This window comes from Paenibacillus sp. J22R3 (assembly GCF_056269305.1).
In genome coordinates this window covers 1,199,724-1,225,470 of record NZ_JBWDNS010000001.1, presented here as the reverse complement: position 1 = coordinate 1,225,470, position 25,747 = coordinate 1,199,724, and the positions used below count along the sequence as shown (strand labels likewise).

Below are 25,747 nucleotides of genomic sequence, written 5' to 3'. Positions count from 1 at the left end.
ACACATTCCTTAAAGAAAAGAGATCTGCGCCATGATGCCTATTAAAAGAATGGAAGTGGAAGCCGAGCTCCGGAACTTTGTCGGGGCGGAGGTATATATTCACAGCGAAGCGACATCGTTTATGTTTGTGCGCAACTTCAAGGTGTGGGTTACGCATGCTTTTATCGCCGGTGAAGGGTCTTTCCGCGCCGCGCTCCGTTTCGACGGCCACGGCTGGCTGCGGATGGAGGCGCTTACGCATTTCGAGGTGGACGGGCAGGGTTGTCTGCTGCTAGCTGGCTATGACGACAGAGGTCGCATGAATGTCGCGCTGCATCTAGGAAGGGAGCCGTTTCCGGAATGAGCCATGAACAAGTGCTGAAACGCAAGCTGCTTGCTGTATTCGCCCATCCCGACGACGAGTCGTTTATTTGCGGGGGTACGCTGGCGAAATATGCTGCCGAAGGCGTCGAGATCACGCTAGTGAGCGCAACGAAAGGCGATATGGGACGCCGGATGGGTAATCCGCCGTACCTTAATCGCGAAACGATGGCTGCCGCCCGCGAGCAGGAGCTGCGGGAAGCCTGTGACTGCCTCGGCATCGGCAGGCTGATCTTCTTCGGCCTCCGCGACAAAACCGTTGAATTCGAAGACGAAGCATCGCTTATCGAGCGGATTGAAGCGCTTTTCCGCGAAATAGAGCCGGATGTCGTGCTGACGTTCCATGAACGGTATGGCGGTCATCCGGACCACTGCGCGATTGGCAAGGCCGCGACGGCCGCCTTCCAGCGTTCCGCGGATAAGGGAGCGCTGTATTTCATTACGTTCGGGGACGCGCTGGAGCATCCGGAGCATTACGGACACACCAAGAACGACGTCATCCGTGTCGACGTGAAGCCGCACAACGCAGCTAAGTTAGCCGCTTTCCGCGCTCACCGCTGCCAGACCGAAATCGACGAGTGGGTATGGCAGTCCGATAAAGCCGCGCTGTCCAGGCTCGGAAAATATGAGTATTTCCTGAAAGGGAACGTCAACTCGCCGCAACGGGCTGACGATTTGTTCTGATTATGTTCCTTCGCCAAGCGCGGAAGCGGCCAGCGTCTGGATAACCGAGCTGTCCATCGGCGGGTTGTGCAAGCCGGCACGGACGTCGCGGTAATAGCGCTCAAGCGGGTTCGTGCGCGATAGGCTGGTGGCGCCGACGATTCGCATCGCGAGATCGACGACGCGGATGGCGTTGTTCGTTACCGTATATTTCGCCAAGCCGAGCTCCGGCTTCATCGCGGTTCGTTTCGTCGGTTCCTTGTCCCATCTGTCGGCCGCCGCATACAGCAGTGTGCGGGCGGTGCGAAGCTCGATCTCCATCTCCCCGATCGTTTGTTGAACGGAAGGGAGGGCAGCAATCGGTTTATCCAAGGAATTAGGCTTATAAGAGCGGGCGAATGCCAGTGCATAGTCGCGTGCGGCAAGGGCAATGCCCATATAACAAGCCGGAATATGCAGCAGCCAACCGCCGCCGTCATCCGTGCCTTTGCCGGTCAGTCGGCCGTCCGCGCCGGTGAAAGCGCCGTCCAGCACTACGTCATGGCTGCCTGTTGCGCGCATGCCAAGCGTGTCCCATGTCTCCACGATTGACACTCGGTCCGACTTATGGACAAGAAAATCGGCCGTACAATCTTCGTCCGGGAGATAGGCGGACACGACGAAACGGTCAAGAATTGGCGCCAGCGTGCTGAACGTTTTGCGTCCCGTGATCCGCCAGCCGCCGTCCGAGGCAACCGCGATCGTTTCCGGACGGCCGCCGCGGCTCGGACTGCCGGAGGACGCCTCGCTGGCGAACGTGTTAATCATCGTGCCATCCTTCACGACAGAGCGGCAAAGTGCTTCAAACGTCTCCGCCGGCCACTTTCCGGTCGTGCGCAAATGCATAATTTGGCCGAGGTGCCAGCCGACGGCAAGCGCAGTCGAACCATCCCCGTATGCAAGCCTTTCTTGCAGCAGAACGAACTCGTACAGAGAGATTTCGTCGCCACCGAAAGCCCGAGGAACGGTCAGCTTTAAATAGCCGTCCTTGCGCAGGTCGGCAAAATTATCAAATGGAAACGAGCCCTCGCGATCATACCTGGGCGCTCGCTCCGCGAAACGGGCTGCCAGTCGCTCGACGAGCGCAGCTCGATTGCGTTCTTCATCGTTGCGAATGGGGCTGTCAATGAATCGTTTCATTACGGCTCACTCCTTCTCCTCGTAGTATAACAACCTAATCAAGGATAGCGCGAGCACGTATATAAGCTGATTCATGTTCACTATGTTGAAGGTTTTCGGTTTCTGAGAATTTTGAACATTGTGGGAGAAATTACCTTTGCTATAATTAGGCTAAGAAAACCTAAGCAGCAGGTGATGAAGCATGCGTTACCAGGAATCCGTGCAGCGAGCGATTGATTATATCGAAACCCATTTAGAGGAGGAAATTGATCTCGCAGGCTTGTCAGAACGGTCCTATCTCTCTGTCGCACAATTGTACCGAGTCTTCTCCGCGCTTACCGGGCACCCGATTAAGGACTATATACGAAAAAGAAGAATGAGCGTAGCTGCCGATCACCTGAGAAACTCGAAGCGATCCATCGAGGATCTCGCATGGGAAAGCGGGTTCGAGTCCTATCACTCATTCGCAAAGGTATTCAAGAAGATTGTCGGGCTGACTCCATCAGCGTATCGCCAAGCTGACATTTATTTCAGCTTCGAACCGATTCGGTTGGAGGAACGGGTCGCTTACATGGAGGATAGGGAGCAGAGCGAACGTTTTCCGGACGTCAAAGTGATCCGGTTCATGCCGGAGAAAGTCTATGCCTACTTGCATATTTCGGAACAGAAACTGGAAATGGAGAATGAGGCTTTCCGAGTCGTTAATGAATTCTTAGTTGATTCCAAATCAGTTTCAAAGATGAGGATTTTCGGTCACAACGTCGATCTTCCGGAAACAGAAGGCAAGACGCAATTCGGTTACCAGGTGCTTGTGTTCTGCGAAGAAGGGCAAATTCGGCATCATGCTTTCGCGGAGGAGGCATTCGTCGGAGGTCTCTATGCCGTGAGAAAAGTCTCCGCCAAATCCCCGAAGATCGTTCAAGAGAGTTGGAACCAGCTGCTATCCGAATGGTTACCTAAGAGCACGTTCGAAATCGGTACGCATGCGTACGTCGAAGAATTCATCGCCTACAACGGCAAAGTTGCGCGAATGAACCTCTATCTCCCGGTACAGCGAAAGCTGCGCAACGAATCCATTGTAATCGTGAGTCTTCCGTCGACGGAAGCGTACTTCTGCAAAGAACAGGGGTTTGGGGCTCAAGAGGTCGCCGAATGTCGATTAATCGACTGGTATGGCAAGCAGTCTTCCGGCCCTAGCTGGAATGATGAAGGTTATTATTACATGTCGTACCACTATGGCGCCGGCGATTCCGAGACTTACTGGTGGGAGAATGGAATCCTTGTAAACGCTGAGGTAAATGTGCCAGAGACGGGTCTCGAGCGTAAGTGCATGGGAGCGGGATTGTATGCTTGCCGTGTATCCAAGACTTACGGACAGCTAACCGGCATACTGGATACGATGCATCGGTGGATTGCGGTTAACGCAGCGTATCGGTTCGATGAAGCCAGGCAATGGTTTGCCTCCTATCATCCATTGGAAGACGGGGATATCGAGCGGGATACGCTCGTTAACATATATATTCCAATCCTATTGATAGAGGAGTGAATTTAAGATGGGGTCTGTTACTTTGAAAACTCCAATTCGGACGGCTACAAACCAGAAAGGGTGCGAACAATGAGTCGCGATCCATTACGCACAGATATACCGAAAGACTATCGGCCGTTGATGGTACCGAAGGCTTTTAAATTGATTAGTGGAGGAAAAATCATGAAAGAACAACAGCAATCCATAGCGGAATCATTATCATCGAGTCCTATCAAGAACAAAGTCGGAAGCGTGTTCGTCCCGGTTCGGGATATAGAGAAGTCGCGCGATTGGTATTGCACGATTCTTGGGCTCAACGCAGCCGACGTTTCAATTTTATCCGGTCACCTGTGCCCGCTGCCGATGGAAGGCACCGGCCTCATATTGGATACGATGCCGCAATGGGGTGGGCAAGAGCCGGGTGGAGCACCATCAATCGAGACGCCGGCGTTTATGCTGATGACGGAGGATTTGCAAGGTTCCCTGGACTACATGAAGAAACTCGGGGTCGAGCTTGTCACGGAAATTGAGCATGACCATTGGTTCGTCGTGAAGGATCCGGACGGGAACAAGTTGATGATTTGCCGGGAATGATGCTAATGGCCGCCCCTTGCAACTTTCGCGGGAGTCTTCCCGTCGATAGGCATGAGGTGATGATCAGATGATGAGAAAAGCGGCAATTATTGGATTAGCTTTGCTGCTGCTGACGGCTTGCGGCCGAGTGGGAAGCAGCGGTCATACCGAAAGCGGTCAGACGTATGAGGCCGGAGATGATTTTCCAAAGGTGACTGAACCTTACGAACCCGAACAGGCGATACAGAACGGTGACGTTGTTAATCTGCATGGGAAATACTCGAATTTGGAGAAATGGAATCAATTTGTGAAGCATGTGAACGAAAAACAAGCCGGTCGCATGAATGTGCGGATTACCCAATATACGATTGAAGGGAGTCCGATTTTCTATGAGCTTACCTACGACGGGAAGCAGATTCATTATACGTTTGACAATAGCATGGATGCCTTCGGAAGTGATCTGGGCAGACCGAGTACGACATGTGAGGGCTTGGACACGAAGGAGAACGATCAAGGACAGTCGTTTGTTGTGCTGTCTGGCTGTGTAGACCAGAAGACGGCGGATACGTTCTACTTCGCAGCTAATGCCAAATGATCATTACGGTTGAAGGTGGCCTCTGCTTCCATTAGAATAGGAGGACATCAGCAAGAGGAAAGGCGTTCACATGTGGAAGTATACGTATCATCTATTTCGTGATCTATCTCCGGGGGTTAAGCGATTTATTGCCACGGAAAGTCTGTTTGGCATCGGGGCAGGCATCCTCAGCCTCATACTCAATCTGCATCTGCTTGATCTCGGATTCTCCAAAGGTGCAGTCGGTCAAATAACGTCGCTCGGGGCGCTCACCATCGGGCTGACAAGCTTGCCGGTTGGTCTCATCGTACAGCGTGTCGGACGCAAACGAATGCTGGTTATTGGGATGCTGCTCTCCTTTGTTTCGCTCGTTGTGTTTGGTTTCGGTACGAGCAGGGCAGCCGTCACAGCGGCGCAGCTCATCTGGTCGCTTGGGGTTACAGCCATCGTGAATTCAGAGATTCAACTGATCTTCCAATATTGCAAGAGCAAGAAGGAAGAGACGAATGCTTACTCCCTGTTATTTGCCGTATTCACGCTGTTCACGGGGATCGGCACACTGCTTGGCGGGTTTCTGCCGAACTGGATTCAGGGCAGTACGACGGTGTATCAATATGCGTTCTTCGTAGCAGCAGGCTGTTTTGCACTATCTGCGATCCTAAGAGGAATCTTATTACCGACGCCTAGCCAGGCACCGAAAGTAGGGCAAGAGAAGCAGAAGGAAGACGTGAAGGGAGAGGTCGGCAGACGGCAAAAGAAGCGGCATGCTGTTTATTTTCTGCTTGCGCTTTCGCTGCTCATCTTTAATTCCGGCTTCACCTACGGATTGCTCAGTCCGTTCTTGAATGTCATTCTGAAATTCCGGTTTGAGATGAATGATGACACCATCTCCGGTTTGCTGGCACTATCCGGATTCTTCTTCTTCATTGGCTCGATCATAATGCCGTATTTCATCGAGAAGCTGGGAAGCCGCAGAAGCTTCATCATTCTGTTTCTCTACAACATTCTGATTGTGGCGTTGATGGCTGTAGCAATTCCGGCGGCGCCATTTGCAATTCTGCTCATGCTGCGCGGGACAGGCTTTACAATGTTAAACAACCTCATAGACAGTAATTCCATGTCCGCAGTAGCCGAGGAAGACCGCAATTTATTCGCGGGCATGCGAACGGTATCCCGCAGCATCGGCAATACGATTGCTTCCTTCTGGGCCGGGTATATTCTGGCCGGCGATCATTATTCGCTGCCCTTCGTACTGACGGCGGCAGCTACGCTGCTTGGTTTTATCGGCTATACGTGGTTTATTCAAGGGATGCTGGAGCGAAGAGGGCAGAGTGATCAGGCAAGACAAGGAACGGTTGAAGCGTAAGCGAGAACACGCAAATAAACGGCAAAGGCGAACAATCAGCCTTTGCCATTTATTTGTGAATCCAGCAATTGATTCGTCTTGGATTTCATGGCCGAAACGACCATTCGCTTGTGACGAACCGCGAGAAGCAGCACTTGTGCCTGCTGCCTGTGGGAGAGTTGTTTGAAACGGTGATCCTCCTTCAAGTAAGCACGCACGATTACCCAACTGGAAGGGGTTAACCGTTTGAGCATATTCTTCGAAGAAGCAGGTTCAGCCGCAGGCGGTTTGCGGGAGAAACGCTGCAGCCAATACTGAAGGCCGGCTCCAAGCTTCGATTCATTGACGATACAAGGAGCCGTCAATTTCTTCGTATGGTTGCGCAAATATTCGTAACGGTCATTGCCGAGCAGGATTCGATATTGGCCGTCCTTACGGTCTCTCTGCACGACGATGAGATGCAGGCCATCCCACATCAAATGGCGCAAATACCGAAGGCGGGCGGTCATGCCGACTGGCAAGCCGGGTTTGATTTTGCTCAGCGGGATGTAGCGGACTGTGAAACGCATCATGATCCCCTCCCTTATTGGAGGATATGGGGGCATCCATTGTCCTAGTCCTCGCGGCATACGCTACTTGCCTTTGCGAGACAATGCAGCAAGTGTGTCCCATTGTTCATCGGTGACATCGGCTAGACCGTTGAACTGGCCTGCACCTTGCAGCCATTCACCACCGTCGATCGTTACGACCTCGCCGTTGATGTAGCCGGCGTAGTCGGAGATCAGATAAGCAGCGAGATTGGCGAGCTCCTCCGGATCGCCGACTCGCCCGAGCGGAATTCGGCTGAGCAAGCGCTGCTCAATCTCCGGCGTAGGCATCAGGCGCGACCAGGCACCTTCCGTTGGAAAAGGTCCAGGTGCAATAGCCACCTGCCGAATTCCGTGTGGTGCCCATTCGGCAGCAAGCGAGCGGGTGAGCGCAAGCACGCCGGCTTTGGCCGCGGCTGAAGGCACGACGTAGCCGGAACCGCTGGAAGAAGAGGCGTAGGTGGTCACGATATTGAGCATCGTTCCAGAGCTGCCTTGCGCAATCCAGCGTTTACCGAGTTCTAGCATCGTGTAGAAGGTGCCGTGCAGCACGGTTCCGAGCACGGCATCCACTGCACGGTGGGAGAGGCGTTCGGTTGGACTGATAAAATTGCCGGCAGCATTATTGACAAGAACGTCGATATGGCCGAAATGACCTTCAACTGCATCCATCAGCGCTTGCACGGCAGCAGGATCACGAACATCACAGCTGTGGTAGTACACAGGTTCCGCTGCAGTCCAGGCAGAGCTCATTTCCAAACTTGCTCGCTGCAGCACCTCTTCTCGGCGGCCGGAAATGGCCAGTTTAGCGCCGAGGGAGAGAAATTTGTCCCCCATCGCACGGCCGAGACCGGTGGCTCCGCCTGTAATGAGCACGACTTTCCCATTCAATAAATCAGGTACAAAAGGTCCCATAAGCCGATTCTCCTTTATATCAGACATGCGGCAATTATGGTTATAGGTATGTCAGTAGGGCAAGCGGCATGACTGCATGCGCTCCAATGTTAAGTGGCGATTTGGCGAAGCTCCGGATAGTCCTCCAAATAACCGGCATGCTTCAGCTCAAGCAGCGCTTTGCGGATCGTTGACTCATTCTCATCGGATTGATCGGATAGGGCAATAAGCTCGGCTACGCTAGTGCTTGGATGTTCCTTGCAGTAGGTGAGCAACCCTTTCGCGGACCAGGACAGTCGATCGTCCTGAAATTCGCCGATTAAATGCCGAAACACTTTATGGGAGATCAGCTTCTGCTCGGTAAGATCCTGCATGGCTTTAATGACCTGCTTAATGGTCATTCGGCCCTTGCGGGCCATGTCAGGCACGCTCAAGGATAACGAGTCTGACGCGCCGGAACTGAGCACGATGTACGTCATTTGGGCATAAATATCGAGATTGGGCATCGAGAAAATTTCTCCGGAAACCGTGAAGCTGCGCGCCGAGGCTGCAGAGGATTCTTGCGACATATTGATCTTCCTCCATTTGGCAGAATAGATGGTATGCCTATACAATACGCGCAAGCAGCCTTGAATCAGGGGTATATGAAAAGTTTCTAACCTTACTTACCGATACATTTTCGCGCGGCATTGTGAGCCATGCGGTGCAGGGCGTTGTTCGTCTTATGACGGTGCATATGCGTGATACGGATCTCAATTTCCGGGTGCTGGGCACGCAAGCGCTTAAGGATTGCATGAATGGCATCTCGAACCACGGCATAGCGAGCATCGGCAAAATAAGCCTTCGTGAGCAGCCGCTCTATGGCGTGACAATCGGTGAAAACAACGGCAGATTTGGGCATGGGATGGAGCTGTTCCTCTGTTAAGGCATGTGCAAGCCATTCCAGACTGTAATAAATCGCCTGCAGTTCGCCATAATCGGAGCCGAGCGCATAATCATATTCGAGCCTCTTAGCCTGCACGCGAAGGGTTCGGTTGAAAACAAACGTGCAGGCAACCGCATGATTATGCTGCTCGGAACCGGAGTAGTCGCAATACAGCGAAATCATGCCGGAGTTGACTAGGTTCGCTCGGACTGCCGGCGTAGAATAAGCTTGTCTGGTTAAAGCATCCATCGTAGAATCCATCGTGATTGAGCACCGCCTTTTGCATTTTCTCAGTACCGGTGAGTGGCGTTGGCACTTACAATAGTTAGCATGGACAACAAAGCTGAGGGGCAAAACCGTGTCATGTGACAAAACAAAAAAGGGACAACCGATGCAACTCCGGTTGTCCCTTTTCTCCATGTCATCCACGACCTAAGGCAAATCAAGCAGCGTCTCAAACTCCGATAGATCCTCGCTATTTTCTTTATATATTCTTCTCCAGCTCATCACGACTTCATCAATAATACTAATTAATGCGGGATCGAATTGCGTTCCGCACGCCTCTTTGATTCGTTCAATCGCATCGTTAACCGATGCGGCTTGGCGGTACGACCGGCTTGATGTTATAGCATCGAATGTATCGGCTATGCTTAATATCCTTGCTTCAAGCGGAATATCAAGACCTGCGGCTCCGGTCGGATACCCTTTTCCATCCCACCGCTCATGATGATAGAGAACGCCGGGTTTTAATTGTCCCAGACCTGGAATTTTCTCCACCATCCGGCCACCGACAACCGTATGCGACTTAATGATCTCGTATTCTTCCTCCGTTAGTTTCCCAGCTTTCGTCAGCACCGATTCGGGAATGTTAATCTTTCCGATATCATGAAGCAAGCCGGATAACCGAAGCGTCTGCATACGCTGCTTATCCTGAAACTCGGGAAGTCTTGCGGCCAGCTCGACTGCATATTTGCTCACTCGCTCGCTGTGACCGAAGGTATAGCTGTCTTTGGCCTCGATCGATACAATGAACGTTTTGACAACCTGCTCAATCGTTGTTTCCATGGAATGAATAATCAGATTAACTTGATTGTTGTACAGCTGATCCAATTGTTTCGGCAGCAAGTAGCTGAATGTTCCGACGACCACATAAAGCAGTGCCCGATTGGATATGTCGATGGAGTCAAACACGCCGCTAACGAGAGGGTGGTTCAGATCTACGCCGAGCATCATGACAAAGCCAACAGCCGAATAAACGAACAATACTCTCAAATTACCATACATGCCCGCCAGAATAGGGATGACTAGAAAATAGCCCCATGCCTCTCTGTAACCGGACCCATAATATAAGCAGCAAATGACAAGAACACTAAAGGATAGAACGACATGCTGCATAATGATCGGCTTGATTTTGATAAACCGGTTGAGCGTTAGTATAACGACCAGAATAGCAATCGGAATGAGCAGAAATTTGATCTCGGCTCTCGAATACGGCATATGGAGCAGACGAAAAACGGAATTCCATCCAATGCTTAGAAGCAAATAGATGAGTGCAATCTTCAATATGTTTAAGCTGAGATTTCGCTGATGTGTTTTGTAGTACGAAGACAGTAGTTTTTTTCGTTCGCTCAGCATACGTCCATCCCATCCGGAGTAGTAGACTCCAATTCTTAAATCATACGATCACGTACACCTGATAACCTCTATGAATACGACAAACCTTTGGTATAGTGGATATATAATCCATTTGAACTAGGAGATGATAGATGAGGAGAGAAAAGTCCTATAGCAATCGACAACCTTGAGCCATTCAATCGCAGCATGAGATATACAGATTATTAAAATCAGTGTATCACTCAGCATTCGACAATAAAAGACCAAATGCAGAAAGAAGCAGCCGAACTTTTCATACTATTTTGCTGAAATATCGTACAAAAATCCAAAATAAGGGAGATTATACTTATGAAAACATATAATCAATATTTTTACAGCGTTGCAAGAGGTAAATTACGTGAAAAAGCGATTAAGCTGCATGTCGAAAGATATATTGAAGTTGGTTTTTTTAAAAAAAACGAGAAAGATCCCTATCAAGCAAATTCTACCTATTTTACTTCGCAATCTATAGATTCGGATGAGGTGGTTGGTGTTACCCGTTTAATTTTCGAAAAGCTGGATGAGTTGCCTACTCTGCAAAACTTTCGCATATTTGACATTGAGCGAATCAAACTTCAACAGCTTGATCTGATTCGGTATGCCGAACTGAGCGCATTTACTAAATTGCCTGCACATGACGTAGCGCTTGGCTTGCTGAAGACTGCCTTGCAACATTCACTTCATATTGGCATTACCCACTGGGTTTGCTGCGTTGATGAGAGAGTCTATAATTATATGAATCGGATTTTCAAATTCCCATTCCGACTTATCGGGGAATCACGCGTCTATCTGGGCTCGAATACGATCCCATGCGTTCTCGTGCTGGATGATGTATTGAAGACGGTTAGAGAAGAGCGTCCTGCGCTATACGATTATTTAGTTGAACAGGAAACTCGCTATTTGGAGGTGCTTAATTAATGAAAGAGCAATTTACCCGTAATTTAGGCATTATGTCTGAAATCGACGTGGACAAGCTTCAGCATTCGACCATTGCGATTGCCGGCTGCGGCTGCATTGGCGGCTTCTCGGCTGAACTGCTTGCGCGTATGGGAATTGGTCGCCTCCTGTTGGCGGATCCCGACACCTTTGATATTTCCAACATTAACCGCCAGTGCGCAGCTACCTATCATACCGTCGGTATATCCAAAGTGACTGCACTGAAAAATCATCTGCTGGCTATTAACCCGGACCTGGAAATGATTGAATATCCTAACGGCGTCACGGAAGCAAATGTTGGCGAATTCGTTCAAGATGCTGATTATGTCATCGATGCGATCGATTATTTCGCCTTTCCCGATGCGGTTGCGCTGCACCGCGCAGCCCGCAGCCATGGCAAGTATATTATTACGGCAGCGGCGCTTGGGTTTGGCACTACCGTACTCACATTTGCACCGGATGGGATGACGCTCGAACAAATCGCCGGCATCCCGGAAGACATGCCGATCGAGCAGTTGATAGGCGCAACATTCCCGCCGTCCAGCTATGCGGATAAGCTGCCTTCTTACGTGACGGCTGCCCATCTCCAAGAATGGCTGACGAATAGGACGATCCCAACGATCAGCGTCGGCCAAGCCTTAGGTCCGGGTGTGCTCGTATCGCAGCTTGTTCTCCATCTGCTAGGCAGGAAGAAGCCGCTGCTTGTGCCGGAATCTTTTCAATTGCAATTTGAAATGTAGTTTTAATATTGACCAAAAATTACCTTGCGCATATAGTTGAATTAATTTAATGAAGGTGAGTGATTCTTATGCAAATGCGTCCATTCCTGAACAAAACGGTGCGGAAGGGATAATCCAAAATGAGTCCCTTTCGTGAACAATGCAAACTCATGGAGGGAAGAATCGATGTCGTATAGCTATTATGGGAAATTATGTACCGAGGTTTATGATTTAACGAAGCGGGTCGGTCAGTCTATAGGCGGCGATCTGGAATATTATCAAGAACGGCTGAGCTCTTGCAAAGGGAAAATTCTCGAAGCTATGGTGGGTTCGGGGCGCGTCATTATTCCTCTGCTGGAGGCGGGAATGCCTGTTGACGGCGTGGATTATTCACCCGAAATGCTGGCATCTTGCCGCAAACGGTGCGAAGACCGAGGGCTGAACGTCAGATTATTCGAATCCAATCTCGTAGAGCTTGACTTGCCCGATCGCTATGAAGCGATCATTATACCAGCCGGCTCGTTCTTATTAATTGAGAATCGAGAGCAATCTATTGCCGCGTTAAAGCGGTTGTATGAGCATCTGCAGCCGGGCGGCAGACTGTTGGTGGATCTATTTCTGCCGGATACTCATTTTGAAAGTGGTGGGTTCAGCGGATCATCGACCTTTCATTTGCCGGATGGGGATCTGATCACGATGGAGGGCAAGCTGCTGGAAGCGAACTTCTTTGATCAGTACAAAGTGTCCTTATTGAAATACGAGAAGTGGCGCAAGGGTGCTTTGATCGAGACGGAGCTGCAGCGTTTTGCCTTGCGGTGGTACGGCGTTCACGAGTTTAAGCTCGTGCTGGAGAGTATCGGTTTCACGGATGTGGTCGTGTCGGCAGATTACGAGTATGGCCGGGCTCCAAGTAATGGGAAGCAGAGCTATGTGTACGAGGCGATAAGGAAATAAAAGATGAGGGCTGATTCAAAAGCGGGGTTGTGGCTTTTGGAGCGGCCCTTTTTTATGGTGAGGTGAATCTTAGTCGCCGAGTTGGTGGGGGGAGTAGTGGCGGCTTATCGAGAGTCGGATGTGGCGACTCTCAGCTGCAGATAGAGGGCGGTGGATACGAAAGAGAGGGGGCATGCACCCCCTTAGTCGGTTTTCATAATGTTCGCGTAGAACTGCTTCGAGGAAGTGAACAGCCCCTTGAGTGCGGCGTTCAGCTGTTTCTTATCACGCGAGGTAAGCGCGGCGAGTATGGCGGACCGCTGCTTGACGCTGTTTTCTTTGGCTCCCGGTACGCGGAGCAGCTTCAGGCTCGTTTCTCGTCTGAGGTGAATGCTCATTTGCATCAGCTTGTTGAAGATTCGATTGTCGGAGCGTTCGCCGATGCGAAGGTCGAAATCATCAAGCAGCTGGAGAAAAGCATCCGCCTCCATATGAACCGACTCGGTCATATGGGCGAGCTTACTGTCAAGCAAAGCAAGCTCCTCCTCGGTGAGCTGTCCGGCGGCGGAAAGGTAAACCTCGGTTTCAATAAGCTGCCTAGCCGCATAAACCTCATCGAGGTTATGCTTCTCCCGATGGAACATCCATGCAATCGTGTCCGAAGGAATCGGCTCTTCCTGTTTATTCACAAAGCTGCCTTCACCCGCTTTGATGGTGATGAGGCCGATAAGTGCAAGAGCTCGAAGCGCCTCGCGGACACGCCCGCGGGTAACGCTGAACCGCTCGGCCAGATCTCGCTCGTTAGGCAGCTGCGCACCAGGCTCAAGATGACCGTTCGTAATCAGCTGCGCGATCTGCTCCATAATTTGTTCGGTAACCGTGAGTCGTTTGACAGGTTCAATCTGTATCATGAGAGGTAGTCTCCTTAATTGGCACATGGGATTGAAAATTAACATTGATGGATGATCATGGTTCGTGATACGCTGGTCTCGTGGTACTACCAGAGAACCGAGCTTGGAAAAAGCTTAACACGAAACAGAAACCGAGTAAAGAACAGCCAGTCAGCCAATTAGCCAATTAGCCATTCAGTCAGTCATCCGCAAGTTATCCAGCTATCCAGCCATCCAACCAGGCATCGAGTCATCCAGATATCGATCCAGCTATCCATCCAACCAACCAGGCATCGAGACATCCAGCTATCGATCCAACCAACCAGCCATCCAGCCATCCAACCATCCAACCATCCAACCAGTCATCCAGTCATCCAGTATCCCATTCATTAATCTCTAAATTTATATGTACTCAATCCATCAATCCATCAATCCATCAATCCATCAATCCATCAATCCATCAATCCATCAATCGTGGTACTACCAGAGTACCGCGCTATTACTAGTCAATCATGATGAAAGGTGATGACAAATTGACGACAACATTAAGAGGCATTACATGGAACCATAGCAGAGGGTATGTGCCGAAGGTGGCGACCGCGCAGCGTTTTATGGAAACGCATCCAGGCGTGGAAATCACTTGGGAGAAAAGGTCGCTGCAGGAATTCGCAGATGCTCCAATCGAGCGGCTGGCCGAGCGGTATGACCTGCTCATTATCGATCATCCATGGGCGGGTTTCGCAGCGGATAAAGGAATCCTCGTTCCGCTGGAGCAGCATGTGTCGGCGGCTTTTCTCGCCGATCAAGCGATAAATTCGGTCGGTCGCTCGCATGAGAGCTACCGCTTCGATGGTGTGCAGACAGCGTTCGCCGTAGATGCAGCGACTCCGGTAGCTTCGTATCGGCAGGATTTACTTGCGGCTTCAGACGAAGAGGTGCCGCAGACATGGGATGAGCTGTTAGCATTAGCGAAGAAGGGCAGGGTTGCTTTTGCAGGGATTCCGGTCGATACGTTAATGAATTTCTATATGCTCTGCGTCACGCAGGGTGAGGAACCTTGCAGCAACAACAGCGAACAAGTAGTGAGCGAGGAAACCGGCGTCCGAGCATTGGAGCTGCTTCGCGAATTAACGGCTCTATGCCCCGAAGAGATGCTGCAATGGAATCCGATCCGAGTATACGAAGCCATGTCCTCGGGGGATCAAATCGCTTATTGCCCGTTCGCTTATGGTTACTCCAATTACGCTCGTGTTGGGTATGCGCGGTATTTGCTTCATTTTGCCGATATGGTGTCGCTCGGTTCATACGGGCCGCTTCGGTCCACGCTTGGCGGAACGGGAATCGGCGTCTCGGCACGATGCGCGAATATCGATCTGGCGGTCGAATATGCTGCCTACATGGCTAGCCCGGTGATTCAGCGAACCGTATTCGCGGAGAATGGTGGTCAGCCTGGACACCGTGCTGCTTGGGTTGACGAAGAGCTCAATCGGCGCACGAATAGCTATTTCCAGGCTACATTACCGGCACTTGACCGCGCCTACTTGAGGCCGCGCTACAGCGGATACTTGGATTTCCAAGACCATGCGGGCGACGCGGTTCGCGATTATATCATTTCCGGCGGGCGGCCGCAGGAAGTACTAGAACGCCTTAATAAGCTTTACCGATCATCCAGAATGGAGGCGGCGAAATGAAACCATTAGAAGGGCTGCTGGTATTGGATTTCAGTCAGTTTCTGGCCGGACCTTCGGCTGCGCTGAGGCTCGGTGATTTGGGTGCGCGGGTCATCAAGATCGAGAAGCCGGGGACTGGAGAATTGAATAGGCAGCTGTCGATCAAGAATCAGATGGTGGACGGCGACAGTATGCTGTTTCATACGATTAATCGGGGAAAAGAGAGCTATGCGGCGAACTTGAAGGACAGTGAGGATGCAGCAAGTGTAAAGGCATTGATTGCGCGAGCGGATGTGCTGATTGAGAATTTTCGGCCGGGGACCATGGAGAAGCTTGGTCTTGGTTATGATGCGGTCAAGGGGTTGAACAGCGGCATCGTATATGCCTCTGTGACAGGTTATGGTCAGGAAGGACCTTGGCGGGATAAGCCCGGGCAAGACCTGTTGATCCAATCATTATCAGGACTCGCATGGCTGAACGGGAATGCGGATCAGCCGCCCGTACCTTTCGGGCTCGCGGTCGCGGACATGTTCGCAGGTGCTCATCTGGTGCAAGGGATTCTAGCCTGCCTAGTGCGCAGAGGCCGAACCGGTCAAGGGGGACGAGTGGAGGTCAGCCTTCTGGAATCCGCGCTGGATCTCCAGTTTGAAGTACTGACGACACACTTAAACGACGGCGGGGAGCTTCCCCAGCGAAGTGCGGTGAACAATGCGCATGCATATTTGGGAGCACCTTATGGGATCTACGAAACGAAGAATGGCTATTTGGCACTTGCGATGGGCTCCGTTGTGCGGCTGGGTGAGCTGTTGGCGTGCGAGTCGCTGACAGCTTTTCAAGATTCGAAGAGGTGGTTTACGCAGCGAGATGAGATTAAACAAATTCTCGTAGCACATATCCGGACGCGCAGCACCGAAGAGTGGCTGCAAATATTGGAGCCGGCGGATTATTGGTGCGCCGATGTGCTGACGTGGGAGCGTTTGTTTGCGCATGAAGGATTTAAGGCGCTTGGCATGGTTCAAGAAGTAGGGTATGAAGATGGCGGCCGCCGACTTCAGACGACGCGTTGTCCGATTCGAATCAATGGCGAGCGGCTATTCGATACGAATGCGGCACCGAAGGTGGGGGAGCACAATGCGGCAATCGAGCAGGAATTTCAACTGCGCGATGCACAGTCTCCCGAGGGACAACAGGAGCCTAACGGAGGCGAGAGAGCTTGATCGACTTCAGCAGCAAGAGCGAAACCGAGCCTGGTGCAATGATGCTTCAACGACCATTGGAAGGGATGCTCGTACTTGATTTTGGGCAGTTTCTGTCTGCTCCTTCCGCCGCGCTAAGGCTGGCTGACCTTGGCGCACGCGTGATCAAAGTGGAGCGGGCAGGCAGCGGAGATATTTGCCGAAGCTTGTATATCTCCAATATGGAGCTGGACGGAGACAGCACGCTGTTCCATTCGATCAACCGCAACAAAGAGAGCTTCGCCGCCGATCTGCGCGATCCGATCGATGCAGCCGAAGTGCATGCGCTAATCCGGCAAGCGGATGTGCTCATACAGAACTTCCGCCCGGGTGTCATGGAACGGCTGGGTCTTCATTACGATGCCGTCAAGGCGATTAATCCAGCCATTGTCTATGGAGAAATTACAGGCTACGGGAACGAAGGTCCGTGGGTAGGCAAGCCGGGTCAGGATTTGCTCGTACAATCGATGTCCGGATTGACGAATGAAGGAGGTCTCCGCCGCGGATCGCCAATGCCGCTCGGGCTCGCGGTTACGGATATGATTGCCGGTGCGCATCTGGTTCAAGGCCTATTAAGCTGCCTTGTGCGAAGAGCAGTTACCGGAGTCGGAGCGAGAGTAGAGGTCAGCTTGCTGGAATCGGCGCTTGATCTACAAGTAGAGTCGCTGACTGCGTATATGAATCGCGAAGATGAGAAGACAAAGCCGCAATTTCAGCCGGAGTCCCAGTCGCACTCCCAATCCCAATCCCAATCCTCACACATTGCCATACCTAACAGCGGCATCTATGCCACGAGTAATGGCTACGTCACTGTGCTGCCGCGGGAGCAAGAAGCAGCTGAGGCAGAAAACGATGCAAACGATGCAAACGAAGTTGCTGCAAATGCTGCAAATGCAGTAAATGCTGCATCCCCAGAATCCTACCTGCTCGCCGCCCACACCATGACGTCGCAGCAGTTAACCGAAGCGCTTGAGCCCATCGGATACGAAGCTGCAACGGTGCTGAATTGGCGGCAGCTGCTGGAGGAGGAACATGTTCAAGGGCTGAATATGGTGCAATCCATCACGCGCGGCAACGGAACCACGATGCGGACAACTTGCTGTCCGATTCGCATAGACGGCATACAGTTTAGGTCAGCGAAAGGCTCACCGAAGGTGGGCGAAGATACAGCAGCAATCCGGAAACAGTTGATGGATCCAACACCTTAAAGGAGGATGTCGCACAAAGATGATGAAAATCGACGCGCACCAACACTTTTGGCATTTGGAGAAGGTCGCTTATCCGTGGCTTGATCCTGCATTCGGCACGATTTGCCGCACAATCGAGGCGCCAGAGCTGGAACCGCTCCTTAAGGAAGCGGGCATTGATAAGACCGTAATCGTACAAGCGATGAACAGCTACGAGGATACGGAATATATGCTGCAAGTTGCGGAGGAGAAGGATTGGGTGGCCGGGGTCGTGGGCTGGGTGCCGCTCAATATCCCTGATATCGCAGATAAGAAACTGAAGCAATTGAAGCATAACCCCTATTTCAAAGGCGTCCGTCACTTAATCCACGAAGAGAAGGATCCGGACTATATCATTCGCGATTCCGTGATTGATGGTCTCCGCGTGCTTGCCTCCTACGACCTCACTTTCGATCTCGTGGCCGTATTCCCGGATCATCTCAAGCATGCTCCGCGTCTGGCCAAGGAAGTACCGAACCTCAGAATCGTCATCGATCATCTGGCCAAACCGCCCATAAAAGACAGAACGATGGGCGAGTGGGCGGAGCAGCTCGCGCGAGCCGCGCAGTTCGAGAATGTCTACGCCAAGGTGTCGGGGCTGAATACAGCCGCAGATCACGACAATTGGTCGGCCGAGGATTTGCAGCCATACATCGATTACGCTAAGGAACAGTTCGGTGCAGATCGCCTCATGTTCGGCAGCGATTGGCCGGTTGCGAACTTAGCCGGTACTTACGGCAAAGTATGGAGAGAAACGAACCGCGCTATCGCCGCTTATTCGGAAGCGGAGCGGGATGCGATCCTCGGCGGTACTGCAGCGAAATTTTATCAAATCAAATAGACCGGGAAGCATGTGCGTATACAGCGATATGGCAGTGTAATCCAAGTGAAGCCTGAGATGCTGGAGGAATTCAAGCGTCTGCATGCAGCGGTTTGGCTGGATGTGCTGGAGTGCCAAGGCGAATGGTTGGCGGACATGGAAGAAGTATTACATCTGGACTAACACTTAGGAGGAACGATTACGATGAGAAGCTTATTTTACGACGATTACGAGATTGGGACAGCAAGAAGCACGTTCGGACGCACGATCACGGAGACGGATATTGTGCTGCATGCCGGCCAAACCGGAGATTTCTATCCGCATCATATGGATGCCGAATGGTGCAAAACGCAACCGTTCGGCCAGCGAATCGCTCACGGCACGTTGGTGTTCAGTGTCGGTGTCGGAATGTCAGCAGGTGAACTGAATCCGGAGGCGTTCTCCTATGGGTACGACAAGCTGCGTTTCACCAAGCCGGTGTTTATTGGGGATACGATCTCGGTGCGCATTACCATCTCGGAGAAGCGTGATTATCCGAAACGTCCGGAATACGGCGTCGTTGTGGAACATGTGGAGGTCCTCAATCAGAATAACGAAACCGTTCTGGTCTGTGACCATCTGCTGCTGGTTAACAGAAATAAACCGGCTTCCCTATATACGGAAATCTAGCGTACAGTAGAAACGATTGACCATCTGCCAGACAAAATAGTATGGTAGGCTTGCAGCACCATCAGAGGGGCTAGGAGGCTTCTGCATGTTCAACGTCATGATTGTTGAAGACGAAATGCTCGTACGTTTGGGATTCAAAAACTCCGTGCAATGGGACAATTACGGGATGACCGTATGCGCTGATGCGGCCAATGGCAGGGAAGCGTGGGAATATTACACGAACAGCGTGCGACCGGACGTCATCATTACCGACCTTCGCATGCCGATCATGGGCGGGATTGAGCTCATCAAGAAGATTCGGGAGCAGGATGCGCAGACCCGTATTGTCATCTTGTCGTGCATGGAGGATTTTGACTTAATTCGCCAGGCCATGCAGCTTGGCATCTCCAGTTATATTCTGAAGCTGACGATGACGGAGGAGGAGATCCATCATGTGCTGATGCGTGTGCGCGAGGAGCTTGGCACGCAGATGACGCTCGGTTCATCCAAAGGGATCATCCGTAACCCGGATCTGCTGAAGGAAAACATTATCAAGAACTTCGTCTTCTACCATCTCTACTCCAAAGACGAGTTCGTTCATCATATCGATCAATTGAAGCTGCGGCTGAACCCGGAGCGGCTCATCGTTTCGATGATGGAAATCGATCATTTCGAGCTGGTGCAGACGAAATTCAATGACGAGAAGGGCGAGCTGATACGCGTTACCTTCTTGAATGTCTTGAATGAGCTGCTCGTGCAGTCGCAGCGCGGCGAGGTCGTATCCGATGAAGACAAGCGATATCTCTTCATCTTCAGCTTCCGTGATATCGCGAGCGAATATCAAATTCGCGAGGAAATGATCGGGATTATGACCCAGATCCAGAAGGTGCTGAGTCGGTTCTTCAACATTTCCGCAACGTTCGGCGTGAGCGGGATGAAGAGCGGATACGCGTCGCTGCACACGCTTTACAAGGAAAGCGAACGAGCGGTTGCGCAGAAATTCTTCTATGGCACGGAGCGATTGCTGTTTCTCCGTGATGTAGATTCCGATGCGACCGAGGAGCTCGTGCGCAGGAAGCTGCAGCAGTTTCATGAGAAATGGTCGATGATCGAAGAAGCGGCACAGAAGGATGTGGAAGCCATTGTGCAATCCTTCCTCACATCCGGTAGGCTGAGCCATGAGCAGGATATCAGGAAGCTGTTCGTCAGGCTGCTGCACTGCCCATCCGTCACTGCTTCGCTTAGCGAATCCGAAGTAACAGCGCTTGTCTCCACCTATGGGGAAGAGATGCAGAAATGCGAAACGCTGGATGAAGCAGCGACAGCTTATAGTAAATTTCTAACCGAAATCATCTCCAGAGGCGGCATCAAGAAGCAGCTGAGCAAAGACATTGCGCGTGCCGTAAGGTTCATTCAAGATCGATTCCACGAGGATATCTCCTTGCAGCAAATTGCGCAGTACTTGGAACTGACGCCGAACTACTTAAGCGTATTGTTCAAGAAAGAGCTGCAAATGAATTTCTCCGAATATCTCAACCGCATTCGCTTGGAGAAAGCGAAGGAGCTGCTGCTCGGCACCAATCTCCGATCCTATGAGGTGGCGCAGCAGGTCGGATTTACCGATGACAGCTACTTCAGCCGCGCCTTCAAGAAGCACACAGGCGTCAGGCCGAACGGCTTTCGCAGATTGTGGATCAATGACTGGACAGGCACGGCGGAGGCGGAGGACAAATGATCGCTAAAGCATCGAAGTTGAGGTTCAAGTTTAGACTCTCCGGCATCTCGCTCAAGGCACAGCTGATTTTCTCCTTTATGGCGGTTACGCTGCTTGTCCTGTCCGTCAGCTCCTATTACAGCTATAAGAAAACACTGGATATTTTCCAAACGAGAACACAGGAGACCACCTTATCGCAATTTCGTCAGATTGAAATGAATACGCTTACTTTACTCCATGAGGTGGATAAGCTGTCGAAGACCTTCCTCATGGAAACGAAGGTCCAGTCGTTTCTGCAAAGCGACAAGCTCTCGCACCTCGAATTTATTGCGCTGGAACGCGACATTATGGATCGGATCAATCAATATTTAACGACTTATAATTATTTGGATTCGGTGTATATCTTCGCTGAGAACGGCACGGTTATCGGGGGAACGCTTTCTCAGAATCAGAGTACGGCGGAGGTAGGCAAGAATTATCCGTTCTACGCTACTCCGTTGTACGAGCAAGTGAAATCCAGTTTCCCGCAAACGATCTGGACAGGCGGCTTGGAGACGATTGACTTTATGCGCAGCTCGATTCCGGATGGGCTGTCCAATTCCAGAGTCATCTCTTCGCTGCGCGGCGTCAGATGGATCGGGGGCAGTCAGATGAGCGCAGAGCTCGTCTTTAATGTGAATGAGCGGTATTTCAATTCCGGCTATGGAAGTTTGCAGAGCACGCCAGGCGGCTCCATGCATATCATTGATCGCTACGGCAAAGTGATTTCAAGCACGATTGAGGATACGATCGATCGGACGTATCCGTTCATCACCAAGCTCACGCCGGAGCATGCATTCGGCAGTTTCGCAGATAGCCGGGCCGGAACGCATGAACAAATTATTTATTATCGGATGAAAGAAACCGGCTGGACCTTGGTGAATGAGGTGCCAACCGAGCTGTATACGAAAGATATTAGCCAGATTGGGCGATTTACGGCTGCGGTCTTCCTGCTGTCGCTCATTCTGATCGTCGTCTTCGCATCGTTATGGATGGACCGCATTATGAAATCGCTGCATCAGCTGATTAAAGGGATGAAGAATGTCGGCCGAGGGAACATCGGCATGACCTTGCCGCAAGCGTCCAATAAAGAAATCGGACTGCTGATCGAGCAGTTCAACAGCATGTCTACCGGTATTCTGGAGCTGATGAATCAGAATGAGGAGACCGAGAAGACGAAGCGCCAGCTAGAGATCGAAGCGCTCCAATCGCAGATTAATCCTCACTTCTTGTACAACACGCTGAATACGGTGAAGTGGATGGCGGCTATCGCCAAGGCACCTAACATCATGGAGTGCATGACCAGCTTAGGCAATATGCTTAGGCCGATTTACTATGATCCTTCGCCACTCTGGTCGATTAAAGAGGAAATCGCGTTCGTTCAGAGTTATATCAACATCATGAATTTCAGGTACGGCGAGGAAATGAGGTTCGAGTTTGACGTGCCGGAGCAGCTGCTGCAATGCCAGACGCTCCGATTCATGATTCAGCCTTCCATCGAGAACGCGCTGATCCATGGCGAGATGCATAAAGGGGTCATTCAAATCTCGGTCTCCGAGCATGGCGGAGATTTGCTTGTCGTTGTGCATGACACATGCGGCGGTATGGCAGCGGATAAAGTGATCGAAGTCAATCGGAAGATTCAATCCCAATTGAATGGGGATCGGGCATCGAAGGGGATCGGGCTGAACAATGTGAACAAGCGGATCAGGCTGCATTTTGGCGAACGATACGGCATTGAAGTGCAAAGCAAGGAAGGGGTCGAGACGAAAGTATTCATGACCATTCCCGCGATCTATGACAGTGCGGCTTCGTGATGACCGGAATCGCGAGCAACCAACCGACTAACCAAACAACCTCACTGATTACTGGAGGCGAACAGCTTGAACCCGATATTTAGGCCGCGAATCATGTTGACGATGACGATCATGCTTGCCTTGTTGACCGCTTGCAGCGGAACCGGCGAGCCGCAGCAGCAAACGCAGGATGTGCAGACAGCAGAAAACAACGAAACTGTCGTGCCGGCCAAACAGCCGGTAACGCTTAAGGTTCAGCTGAACAGCGTAGGCAAAGATTTCGAGCATACCGAGGTGTTTAACGAGATTACGAGACAGACCGGCGTGACGATGAATCTTGAATTGTATGATGAACAGAAATTCAAGGTCGAGCTGGCGGGCGGCGATTTACCGGATATTATCCAGGTGCCGAATAAGAACATCAAGGAGCTAATAGCAGGCAATAACATCATTCCGCTGGACGAGCTGCTGAAGACGAACGGGCCTGACTTGCAGCTCCCGGTATATGAGAAAAGCTTCGAGTACATACGGAAATTCTGGAGCGATAATACGAACAAGCTGTACATGGTTCCGGTTCAAATCGGCACCAGTGATTTTGGCTTTGAGCAGCAGGTCGGTTTTAATGTGCGCTGGGATTATTACAAGGAGCTCGGGTATCCGAAGGTCGAATCCATCGACGATATGGTGAATGTGCTGGCCGATATGGTACAGAGGCATGGGACGACGAAGGACGGCAAGAAAGTGTACGGGGTCAGCATGTGGAATGACTGGGCAACATGGGGCATTCGAAGTATGGGGCTGATTACCGGAAACGGAATGTTCAACACAAATTTGATGCAGCTGATCAACACCTATACCGATACGACTCACAGTGAAATCTGGGACACCGCGAAGTTCATGTACAAGGCGCAGCAGAAGGGGATACTGGACCCGGATGCTTTTACAGCCAAATATAACGATATTGTAGCCAAAGCTTCAGAGGGCACACTGCTCTCGGCTGTCGCGACTTGGCCGTTTACACAGGTGAATGCGGATCTGCTGAAGGAAGGATCTGATAAAGGATTTGTCACGATTCCGCTGGACTGGGGATTCTCGAATGTCGGAGGCACGACGATAGCGGGCTGGAACGATCGCGCTTTTGCCATTTCGGCGAACTGCAAGTATCCGGAGCGTGCAATGGATCTCATCAATTTCCTTGTGTCCGAGCAAGGCTCGCGGCTGATTGCCAGCGGCATTGAAGGTGAACATTGGACCTATGTGGATGGCAAACCGGCGATGAAACCAGAGACGGTCACACTTGCGGCAGCCGGTGGAGACAACTGGAAGAAGACGGGAATTGGCATGATCGCCAACCAGCAAGGCCTAGCCGATTATACGAAGCTCAGCGACGGAGGAATTGTCAACCTGTTCAATACGCCTGAGGTATTCGCAACCAAGGTGAATTCGCTGAACAAGGATTATGACGAGTACTATGATGTTTCTTACCCGGCAGAGGCGTACAAGCGGCTCGTAGATCAAGGGAAAGTGAAAACGCTGTCCCATATGCCGCAGGATGTGCTGAGTGCAATGCCTTCGCCGCCGGATGACATCAAGCGCATTCAGACCAAACTCGATGAGCTGCTCGTAAAAGGAATGCCGATCCTCGTGCTCGGTTCCAAGGACGATGAAGCCTTCAAAGTCAATCAGCAGGAATTAATAGATGAATTAATAGACGCAGGCGCAGATAACTATTTCGCCTGGTATAAACGTTCCTATGAGGAAACAAAAGCACGCCTTGCAGGCGGATAAATGTTCATGCAATCATTCCAGGCTCTTCCAAAGCAGCATTCAGCTGCCGCGGGGGAGCCTATTTTAGTCCAGAAATCGTAGAAAACTTCATATTTACGTCTTTGGCGATTTCTTATACTGAGGATAGAAAAAGAGATGGAGTGATACGAGAGATGAAATTTAAAGCTAGCCGAGTCACATTGTTCATCATGGTTGTGCCGTTTATCCTCCTGGTATTCGCCTTCAACTACATTCCATTGTTCGGATGGGTATACGCGTTCTACGATTACAAGCCAGGCATTCCGTTATCGAAAACGCCGTTTGTCGGATTGAAGTTCTTCCGCTGGGCGATTGAGGAGAAGGAGGATTTGTTCCGAGTGCTCACCAATACGCTCGCGCTCAGCTTCTTATCGATTCTAGCTTCTCCGCTGTCTGTCATCTTTGCGATCATGCTGAACGAGTTGAGAAGCAAACGCTTCCGCAAAATCGTGCAAACGCTGACGACGCTGCCGAATTTTATAAGCTGGATTATCGTGTATTCCCTTGCTTTCTTCATGTTCTCCTCCGGTGGCTTGCTCAATGAAATACTGATGAAACTCCATTGGATTGATGAGCCGACGACTTTGCTTGGCAACTCCGCAGCGACCTGGTGGTTTCAAACCGGGATTACGATTTGGAAAAGCTTAGGCTGGGGCGCCATTATCTACTTGGCCGCGATAGCGGGCATTGATCCCGAGTTGTATGATGCAGCCAAGGTCGATGGCGCGGGCCGCTTTCAACGGATTATGGCCATTACGGTTCCGGGGATCATGCCAACCTTTTTCGTTCTGCTGCTGCTCAACATTGCAAGCGTTCTCTCTAACGGGGCATCCGGCTTTGAGCAGAACTTCGTCTTCTACAATTCGCTGGTAGCAGATCGAATAGAAGCCCTTGATTACTACGTCTACCGCGTCGGGATTACGACAGGCGACATCTCCTTCGGTACGGCAATCGGCATAGCCAAATCGATCATCAGCATCCTGTTATTGTTCTCCATGAACGCGCTGTCCAAGAAAGTAAGAGGCCATTCCGTATTCTAGCTGGAGGTATTGACGACT

At 51.2% G+C, this 25,747-nt stretch carries 26 protein-coding genes; 19 read left to right on the top strand and 7 right to left on the bottom strand.

Features of this window, described 5'->3' with window-relative positions:
* Positions 1-31 precede the first annotated feature (31 nt).
* Both AC0YN4_RS05480 and AC0YN4_RS05475 read left to right on the top strand, forming a co-directional pair.
* Entirely contained in the window at positions 32-343 is a 312-nt protein-coding gene (locus AC0YN4_RS05480) for a DUF1806 family protein (protein ID WP_475835364.1), read from the top strand.
* Positions 340-1,044: a PIG-L family deacetylase gene (locus tag AC0YN4_RS05475; RefSeq protein WP_475835363.1), complete on the top strand. Its 705-nt coding sequence runs from the start codon at positions 340-342 to the stop codon at positions 1,042-1,044. The genes AC0YN4_RS05480 and AC0YN4_RS05475 overlap by 4 nt, the downstream gene beginning before the upstream one ends.
* On the opposite strand, the gene AC0YN4_RS05470 is transcribed toward AC0YN4_RS05475, so the two are convergent.
* The gene (locus tag AC0YN4_RS05470; protein WP_475835362.1) at positions 1,045-2,202 is read right to left on the bottom strand and encodes an acyl-CoA dehydrogenase family protein; all 1,158 of its coding nucleotides are present in this window, start codon (positions 2,200-2,202) and stop codon (positions 1,045-1,047) included. It lies immediately after the preceding gene.
* 181 nt (positions 2,203-2,383) lie between these two features.
* Here AC0YN4_RS05470 and AC0YN4_RS05465 point away from each other — a divergent pair, with 181 nt between their 5' ends.
* The 4 genes from AC0YN4_RS05465 to AC0YN4_RS05450 all read left to right on the top strand — a co-directional run bounded on the left by AC0YN4_RS05465 (position 2,384) and on the right by AC0YN4_RS05450 (position 6,219).
* A complete protein-coding gene (locus AC0YN4_RS05465; protein ID WP_475779673.1) occupies positions 2,384-3,727 on the top strand; it encodes a helix-turn-helix domain-containing protein in 1,344 nt (447 codons plus the stop codon).
* 162 nt (positions 3,728-3,889) lie between these two features.
* Positions 3,890-4,300 (top strand): VOC family protein, encoded by a 411-nt coding sequence (locus AC0YN4_RS05460; RefSeq protein WP_475779674.1) that lies wholly within the window; start codon positions 3,890-3,892, stop codon positions 4,298-4,300.
* A 67-nt stretch (positions 4,301-4,367) separates the two neighbouring features.
* On the top strand, positions 4,368-4,874 hold the full coding sequence (locus tag AC0YN4_RS05455) for a DUF4362 domain-containing protein (protein WP_475779675.1): 507 nt from the start codon (positions 4,368-4,370) through the stop codon (positions 4,872-4,874).
* A 70-nt stretch (positions 4,875-4,944) separates the two neighbouring features.
* The gene (locus AC0YN4_RS05450; protein ID WP_475779676.1) at positions 4,945-6,219 is read left to right on the top strand and encodes an MFS transporter; all 1,275 of its coding nucleotides are present in this window, start codon (positions 4,945-4,947) and stop codon (positions 6,217-6,219) included.
* A gap of 35 nt (positions 6,220-6,254) precedes the next feature.
* Here AC0YN4_RS05450 and AC0YN4_RS05445 read toward each other — a convergent pair whose 3' ends face one another.
* The 5 genes from AC0YN4_RS05445 to AC0YN4_RS05425 all read right to left on the bottom strand — a co-directional run bounded on the left by AC0YN4_RS05445 (position 6,255) and on the right by AC0YN4_RS05425 (position 10,101).
* Positions 6,255-6,770 carry a hypothetical protein gene (locus tag AC0YN4_RS05445; protein ID WP_475779677.1) on the bottom strand — a complete coding sequence of 172 codons (516 nt, stop codon included), beginning with the start codon at positions 6,768-6,770 and terminating at the stop codon, positions 6,255-6,257.
* A gap of 60 nt (positions 6,771-6,830) precedes the next feature.
* On the bottom strand, positions 6,831-7,700 hold the full coding sequence (locus AC0YN4_RS05440; protein WP_475779678.1) for an SDR family oxidoreductase: 870 nt from the start codon (positions 7,698-7,700) through the stop codon (positions 6,831-6,833).
* A gap of 89 nt (positions 7,701-7,789) precedes the next feature.
* Complete coding sequence (locus AC0YN4_RS05435; protein ID WP_475779679.1) at positions 7,790-8,248, bottom strand: hypothetical protein; 459 nt, start codon at positions 8,246-8,248, stop codon at positions 7,790-7,792.
* Positions 8,249-8,340: 92 nt separating this feature from the next.
* Positions 8,341-8,865, bottom strand: coding sequence for a hypothetical protein (locus tag AC0YN4_RS05430; RefSeq protein ID WP_475779680.1), 525 nt, complete (start codon positions 8,863-8,865; stop codon positions 8,341-8,343).
* 171 nt (positions 8,866-9,036) lie between these two features.
* Entirely contained in the window at positions 9,037-10,101 is a 1,065-nt protein-coding gene (locus AC0YN4_RS05425) for an HD-GYP domain-containing protein (RefSeq protein ID WP_475835361.1), read from the bottom strand.
* Between the two features lie 465 nt (positions 10,102-10,566).
* Between AC0YN4_RS05425 and AC0YN4_RS05420 the strand changes: the two genes are divergently transcribed.
* From AC0YN4_RS05420 to AC0YN4_RS05410, 3 genes are all read left to right on the top strand, one after another.
* Complete coding sequence (locus AC0YN4_RS05420; RefSeq protein ID WP_475835360.1) at positions 10,567-11,175, top strand: N-acyl amino acid synthase FeeM domain-containing protein; 609 nt, start codon at positions 10,567-10,569, stop codon at positions 11,173-11,175.
* Positions 11,175-11,933, top strand: coding sequence for a ThiF family adenylyltransferase (locus tag AC0YN4_RS05415; RefSeq protein ID WP_475835359.1), 759 nt, complete (start codon positions 11,175-11,177; stop codon positions 11,931-11,933). The genes AC0YN4_RS05420 and AC0YN4_RS05415 overlap by 1 nt, the downstream gene beginning before the upstream one ends.
* A gap of 165 nt (positions 11,934-12,098) precedes the next feature.
* The gene (locus AC0YN4_RS05410) at positions 12,099-12,866 is read left to right on the top strand and encodes a class I SAM-dependent methyltransferase (protein ID WP_475779684.1); all 768 of its coding nucleotides are present in this window, start codon (positions 12,099-12,101) and stop codon (positions 12,864-12,866) included.
* A 182-nt stretch (positions 12,867-13,048) separates the two neighbouring features.
* Here the strand turns inward: AC0YN4_RS05410 and AC0YN4_RS05405 are convergent, their stop codons facing one another.
* The gene (locus tag AC0YN4_RS05405) at positions 13,049-13,756 is read right to left on the bottom strand and encodes a FadR/GntR family transcriptional regulator (protein WP_475779685.1); all 708 of its coding nucleotides are present in this window, start codon (positions 13,754-13,756) and stop codon (positions 13,049-13,051) included.
* Between the two features lie 512 nt (positions 13,757-14,268).
* On the opposite strand from AC0YN4_RS05405, the gene AC0YN4_RS05400 reads away from it, so the two are divergent.
* From AC0YN4_RS05400 to AC0YN4_RS05355, 10 genes are all read left to right on the top strand, one after another.
* The gene (locus tag AC0YN4_RS05400; RefSeq protein ID WP_475779686.1) at positions 14,269-15,426 is read left to right on the top strand and encodes an ABC transporter substrate-binding protein; all 1,158 of its coding nucleotides are present in this window, start codon (positions 14,269-14,271) and stop codon (positions 15,424-15,426) included.
* Entirely contained in the window at positions 15,423-16,622 is a 1,200-nt protein-coding gene (locus AC0YN4_RS05395; protein WP_475835358.1) for a CaiB/BaiF CoA transferase family protein, read from the top strand. The genes AC0YN4_RS05400 and AC0YN4_RS05395 overlap by 4 nt, the downstream gene beginning before the upstream one ends.
* The gene (locus AC0YN4_RS05390) at positions 16,619-17,848 is read left to right on the top strand and encodes a CaiB/BaiF CoA transferase family protein (RefSeq protein ID WP_475779688.1); all 1,230 of its coding nucleotides are present in this window, start codon (positions 16,619-16,621) and stop codon (positions 17,846-17,848) included. Before AC0YN4_RS05395 ends, AC0YN4_RS05390 begins: the two co-directional genes overlap by 4 nt.
* 19 nt (positions 17,849-17,867) lie before the next feature.
* Positions 17,868-18,707 (top strand): amidohydrolase family protein, encoded by an 840-nt coding sequence (locus AC0YN4_RS05385; RefSeq protein ID WP_475779689.1) that lies wholly within the window; start codon positions 17,868-17,870, stop codon positions 18,705-18,707.
* A 12-nt stretch (positions 18,708-18,719) separates the two neighbouring features.
* Positions 18,720-18,869 carry an L-rhamnose mutarotase gene (locus AC0YN4_RS05380; RefSeq protein ID WP_475779690.1) on the top strand — a complete coding sequence of 50 codons (150 nt, stop codon included), beginning with the start codon at positions 18,720-18,722 and terminating at the stop codon, positions 18,867-18,869.
* 21 nt (positions 18,870-18,890) lie between these two features.
* Complete coding sequence (locus tag AC0YN4_RS05375; RefSeq protein ID WP_475779691.1) at positions 18,891-19,355, top strand: MaoC family dehydratase; 465 nt, start codon at positions 18,891-18,893, stop codon at positions 19,353-19,355.
* A gap of 85 nt (positions 19,356-19,440) precedes the next feature.
* Positions 19,441-21,069 carry a response regulator gene (locus tag AC0YN4_RS05370; protein WP_475779692.1) on the top strand — a complete coding sequence of 543 codons (1,629 nt, stop codon included), beginning with the start codon at positions 19,441-19,443 and terminating at the stop codon, positions 21,067-21,069.
* Entirely contained in the window at positions 21,066-22,904 is a 1,839-nt protein-coding gene (locus tag AC0YN4_RS05365; RefSeq protein WP_475835357.1) for a cache domain-containing sensor histidine kinase, read from the top strand. The genes AC0YN4_RS05370 and AC0YN4_RS05365 overlap by 4 nt, the downstream gene beginning before the upstream one ends.
* Before the next feature lie 66 nt (positions 22,905-22,970).
* The gene (locus AC0YN4_RS05360; RefSeq protein ID WP_475779694.1) at positions 22,971-24,671 is read left to right on the top strand and encodes an extracellular solute-binding protein; all 1,701 of its coding nucleotides are present in this window, start codon (positions 22,971-22,973) and stop codon (positions 24,669-24,671) included.
* A 152-nt stretch (positions 24,672-24,823) separates the two neighbouring features.
* Positions 24,824-25,729: an ABC transporter permease gene (locus AC0YN4_RS05355; RefSeq protein WP_475835356.1), complete on the top strand. Its 906-nt coding sequence runs from the start codon at positions 24,824-24,826 to the stop codon at positions 25,727-25,729.
* The last annotated feature ends 18 nt before the right edge of the window (positions 25,730-25,747 follow it).

Bases quoted from the DNA above. Each gene is read 5' to 3' on its own strand.
- AC0YN4_RS05480 (WP_475835364.1), top strand. From the start codon at position 32: ATGATGCCTATTAAAAGAATGGAAGTGGAAGCCGAGCTCCGGAACTTT.
- AC0YN4_RS05475 (WP_475835363.1), top strand. From the start codon at position 340: ATGAGCCATGAACAAGTGCTGAAACGCAAGCTGCTTGCTGTATTCGCC.
- AC0YN4_RS05470 (WP_475835362.1), bottom strand. From the start codon at position 2,202: ATGAAACGATTCATTGACAGCCCCATTCGCAACGATGAAGAACGCAAT.
- AC0YN4_RS05465 (WP_475779673.1), top strand. From the start codon at position 2,384: ATGCGTTACCAGGAATCCGTGCAGCGAGCGATTGATTATATCGAAACC.
- AC0YN4_RS05460 (WP_475779674.1), top strand. From the start codon at position 3,890: ATGAAAGAACAACAGCAATCCATAGCGGAATCATTATCATCGAGTCCT.
- AC0YN4_RS05455 (WP_475779675.1), top strand. From the start codon at position 4,368: ATGATGAGAAAAGCGGCAATTATTGGATTAGCTTTGCTGCTGCTGACG.
- AC0YN4_RS05450 (WP_475779676.1), top strand. From the start codon at position 4,945: ATGTGGAAGTATACGTATCATCTATTTCGTGATCTATCTCCGGGGGTT.
- AC0YN4_RS05445 (WP_475779677.1), bottom strand. From the start codon at position 6,770: ATGATGCGTTTCACAGTCCGCTACATCCCGCTGAGCAAAATCAAACCC.
- AC0YN4_RS05440 (WP_475779678.1), bottom strand. From the start codon at position 7,700: ATGGGACCTTTTGTACCTGATTTATTGAATGGGAAAGTCGTGCTCATT.
- AC0YN4_RS05435 (WP_475779679.1), bottom strand. From the start codon at position 8,248: ATGTCGCAAGAATCCTCTGCAGCCTCGGCGCGCAGCTTCACGGTTTCC.
- AC0YN4_RS05430 (WP_475779680.1), bottom strand. From the start codon at position 8,865: ATGGATTCTACGATGGATGCTTTAACCAGACAAGCTTATTCTACGCCG.
- AC0YN4_RS05425 (WP_475835361.1), bottom strand. From the start codon at position 10,101: ATGCCGTATTCGAGAGCCGAGATCAAATTTCTGCTCATTCCGATTGCT.
- AC0YN4_RS05420 (WP_475835360.1), top strand. From the start codon at position 10,567: ATGAAAACATATAATCAATATTTTTACAGCGTTGCAAGAGGTAAATTA.
- AC0YN4_RS05415 (WP_475835359.1), top strand. From the start codon at position 11,175: ATGAAAGAGCAATTTACCCGTAATTTAGGCATTATGTCTGAAATCGAC.
- AC0YN4_RS05410 (WP_475779684.1), top strand. From the start codon at position 12,099: ATGTCGTATAGCTATTATGGGAAATTATGTACCGAGGTTTATGATTTA.
- AC0YN4_RS05405 (WP_475779685.1), bottom strand. From the start codon at position 13,756: ATGATACAGATTGAACCTGTCAAACGACTCACGGTTACCGAACAAATT.
- AC0YN4_RS05395 (WP_475835358.1), top strand. From the start codon at position 15,423: ATGAAACCATTAGAAGGGCTGCTGGTATTGGATTTCAGTCAGTTTCTG.
- AC0YN4_RS05385 (WP_475779689.1), top strand. From the start codon at position 17,868: ATGATGAAAATCGACGCGCACCAACACTTTTGGCATTTGGAGAAGGTC.
- AC0YN4_RS05375 (WP_475779691.1), top strand. From the start codon at position 18,891: ATGAGAAGCTTATTTTACGACGATTACGAGATTGGGACAGCAAGAAGC.
- AC0YN4_RS05370 (WP_475779692.1), top strand. From the start codon at position 19,441: ATGTTCAACGTCATGATTGTTGAAGACGAAATGCTCGTACGTTTGGGA.
- AC0YN4_RS05365 (WP_475835357.1), top strand. From the start codon at position 21,066: ATGATCGCTAAAGCATCGAAGTTGAGGTTCAAGTTTAGACTCTCCGGC.
- AC0YN4_RS05355 (WP_475835356.1), top strand. From the start codon at position 24,824: ATGAAATTTAAAGCTAGCCGAGTCACATTGTTCATCATGGTTGTGCCG.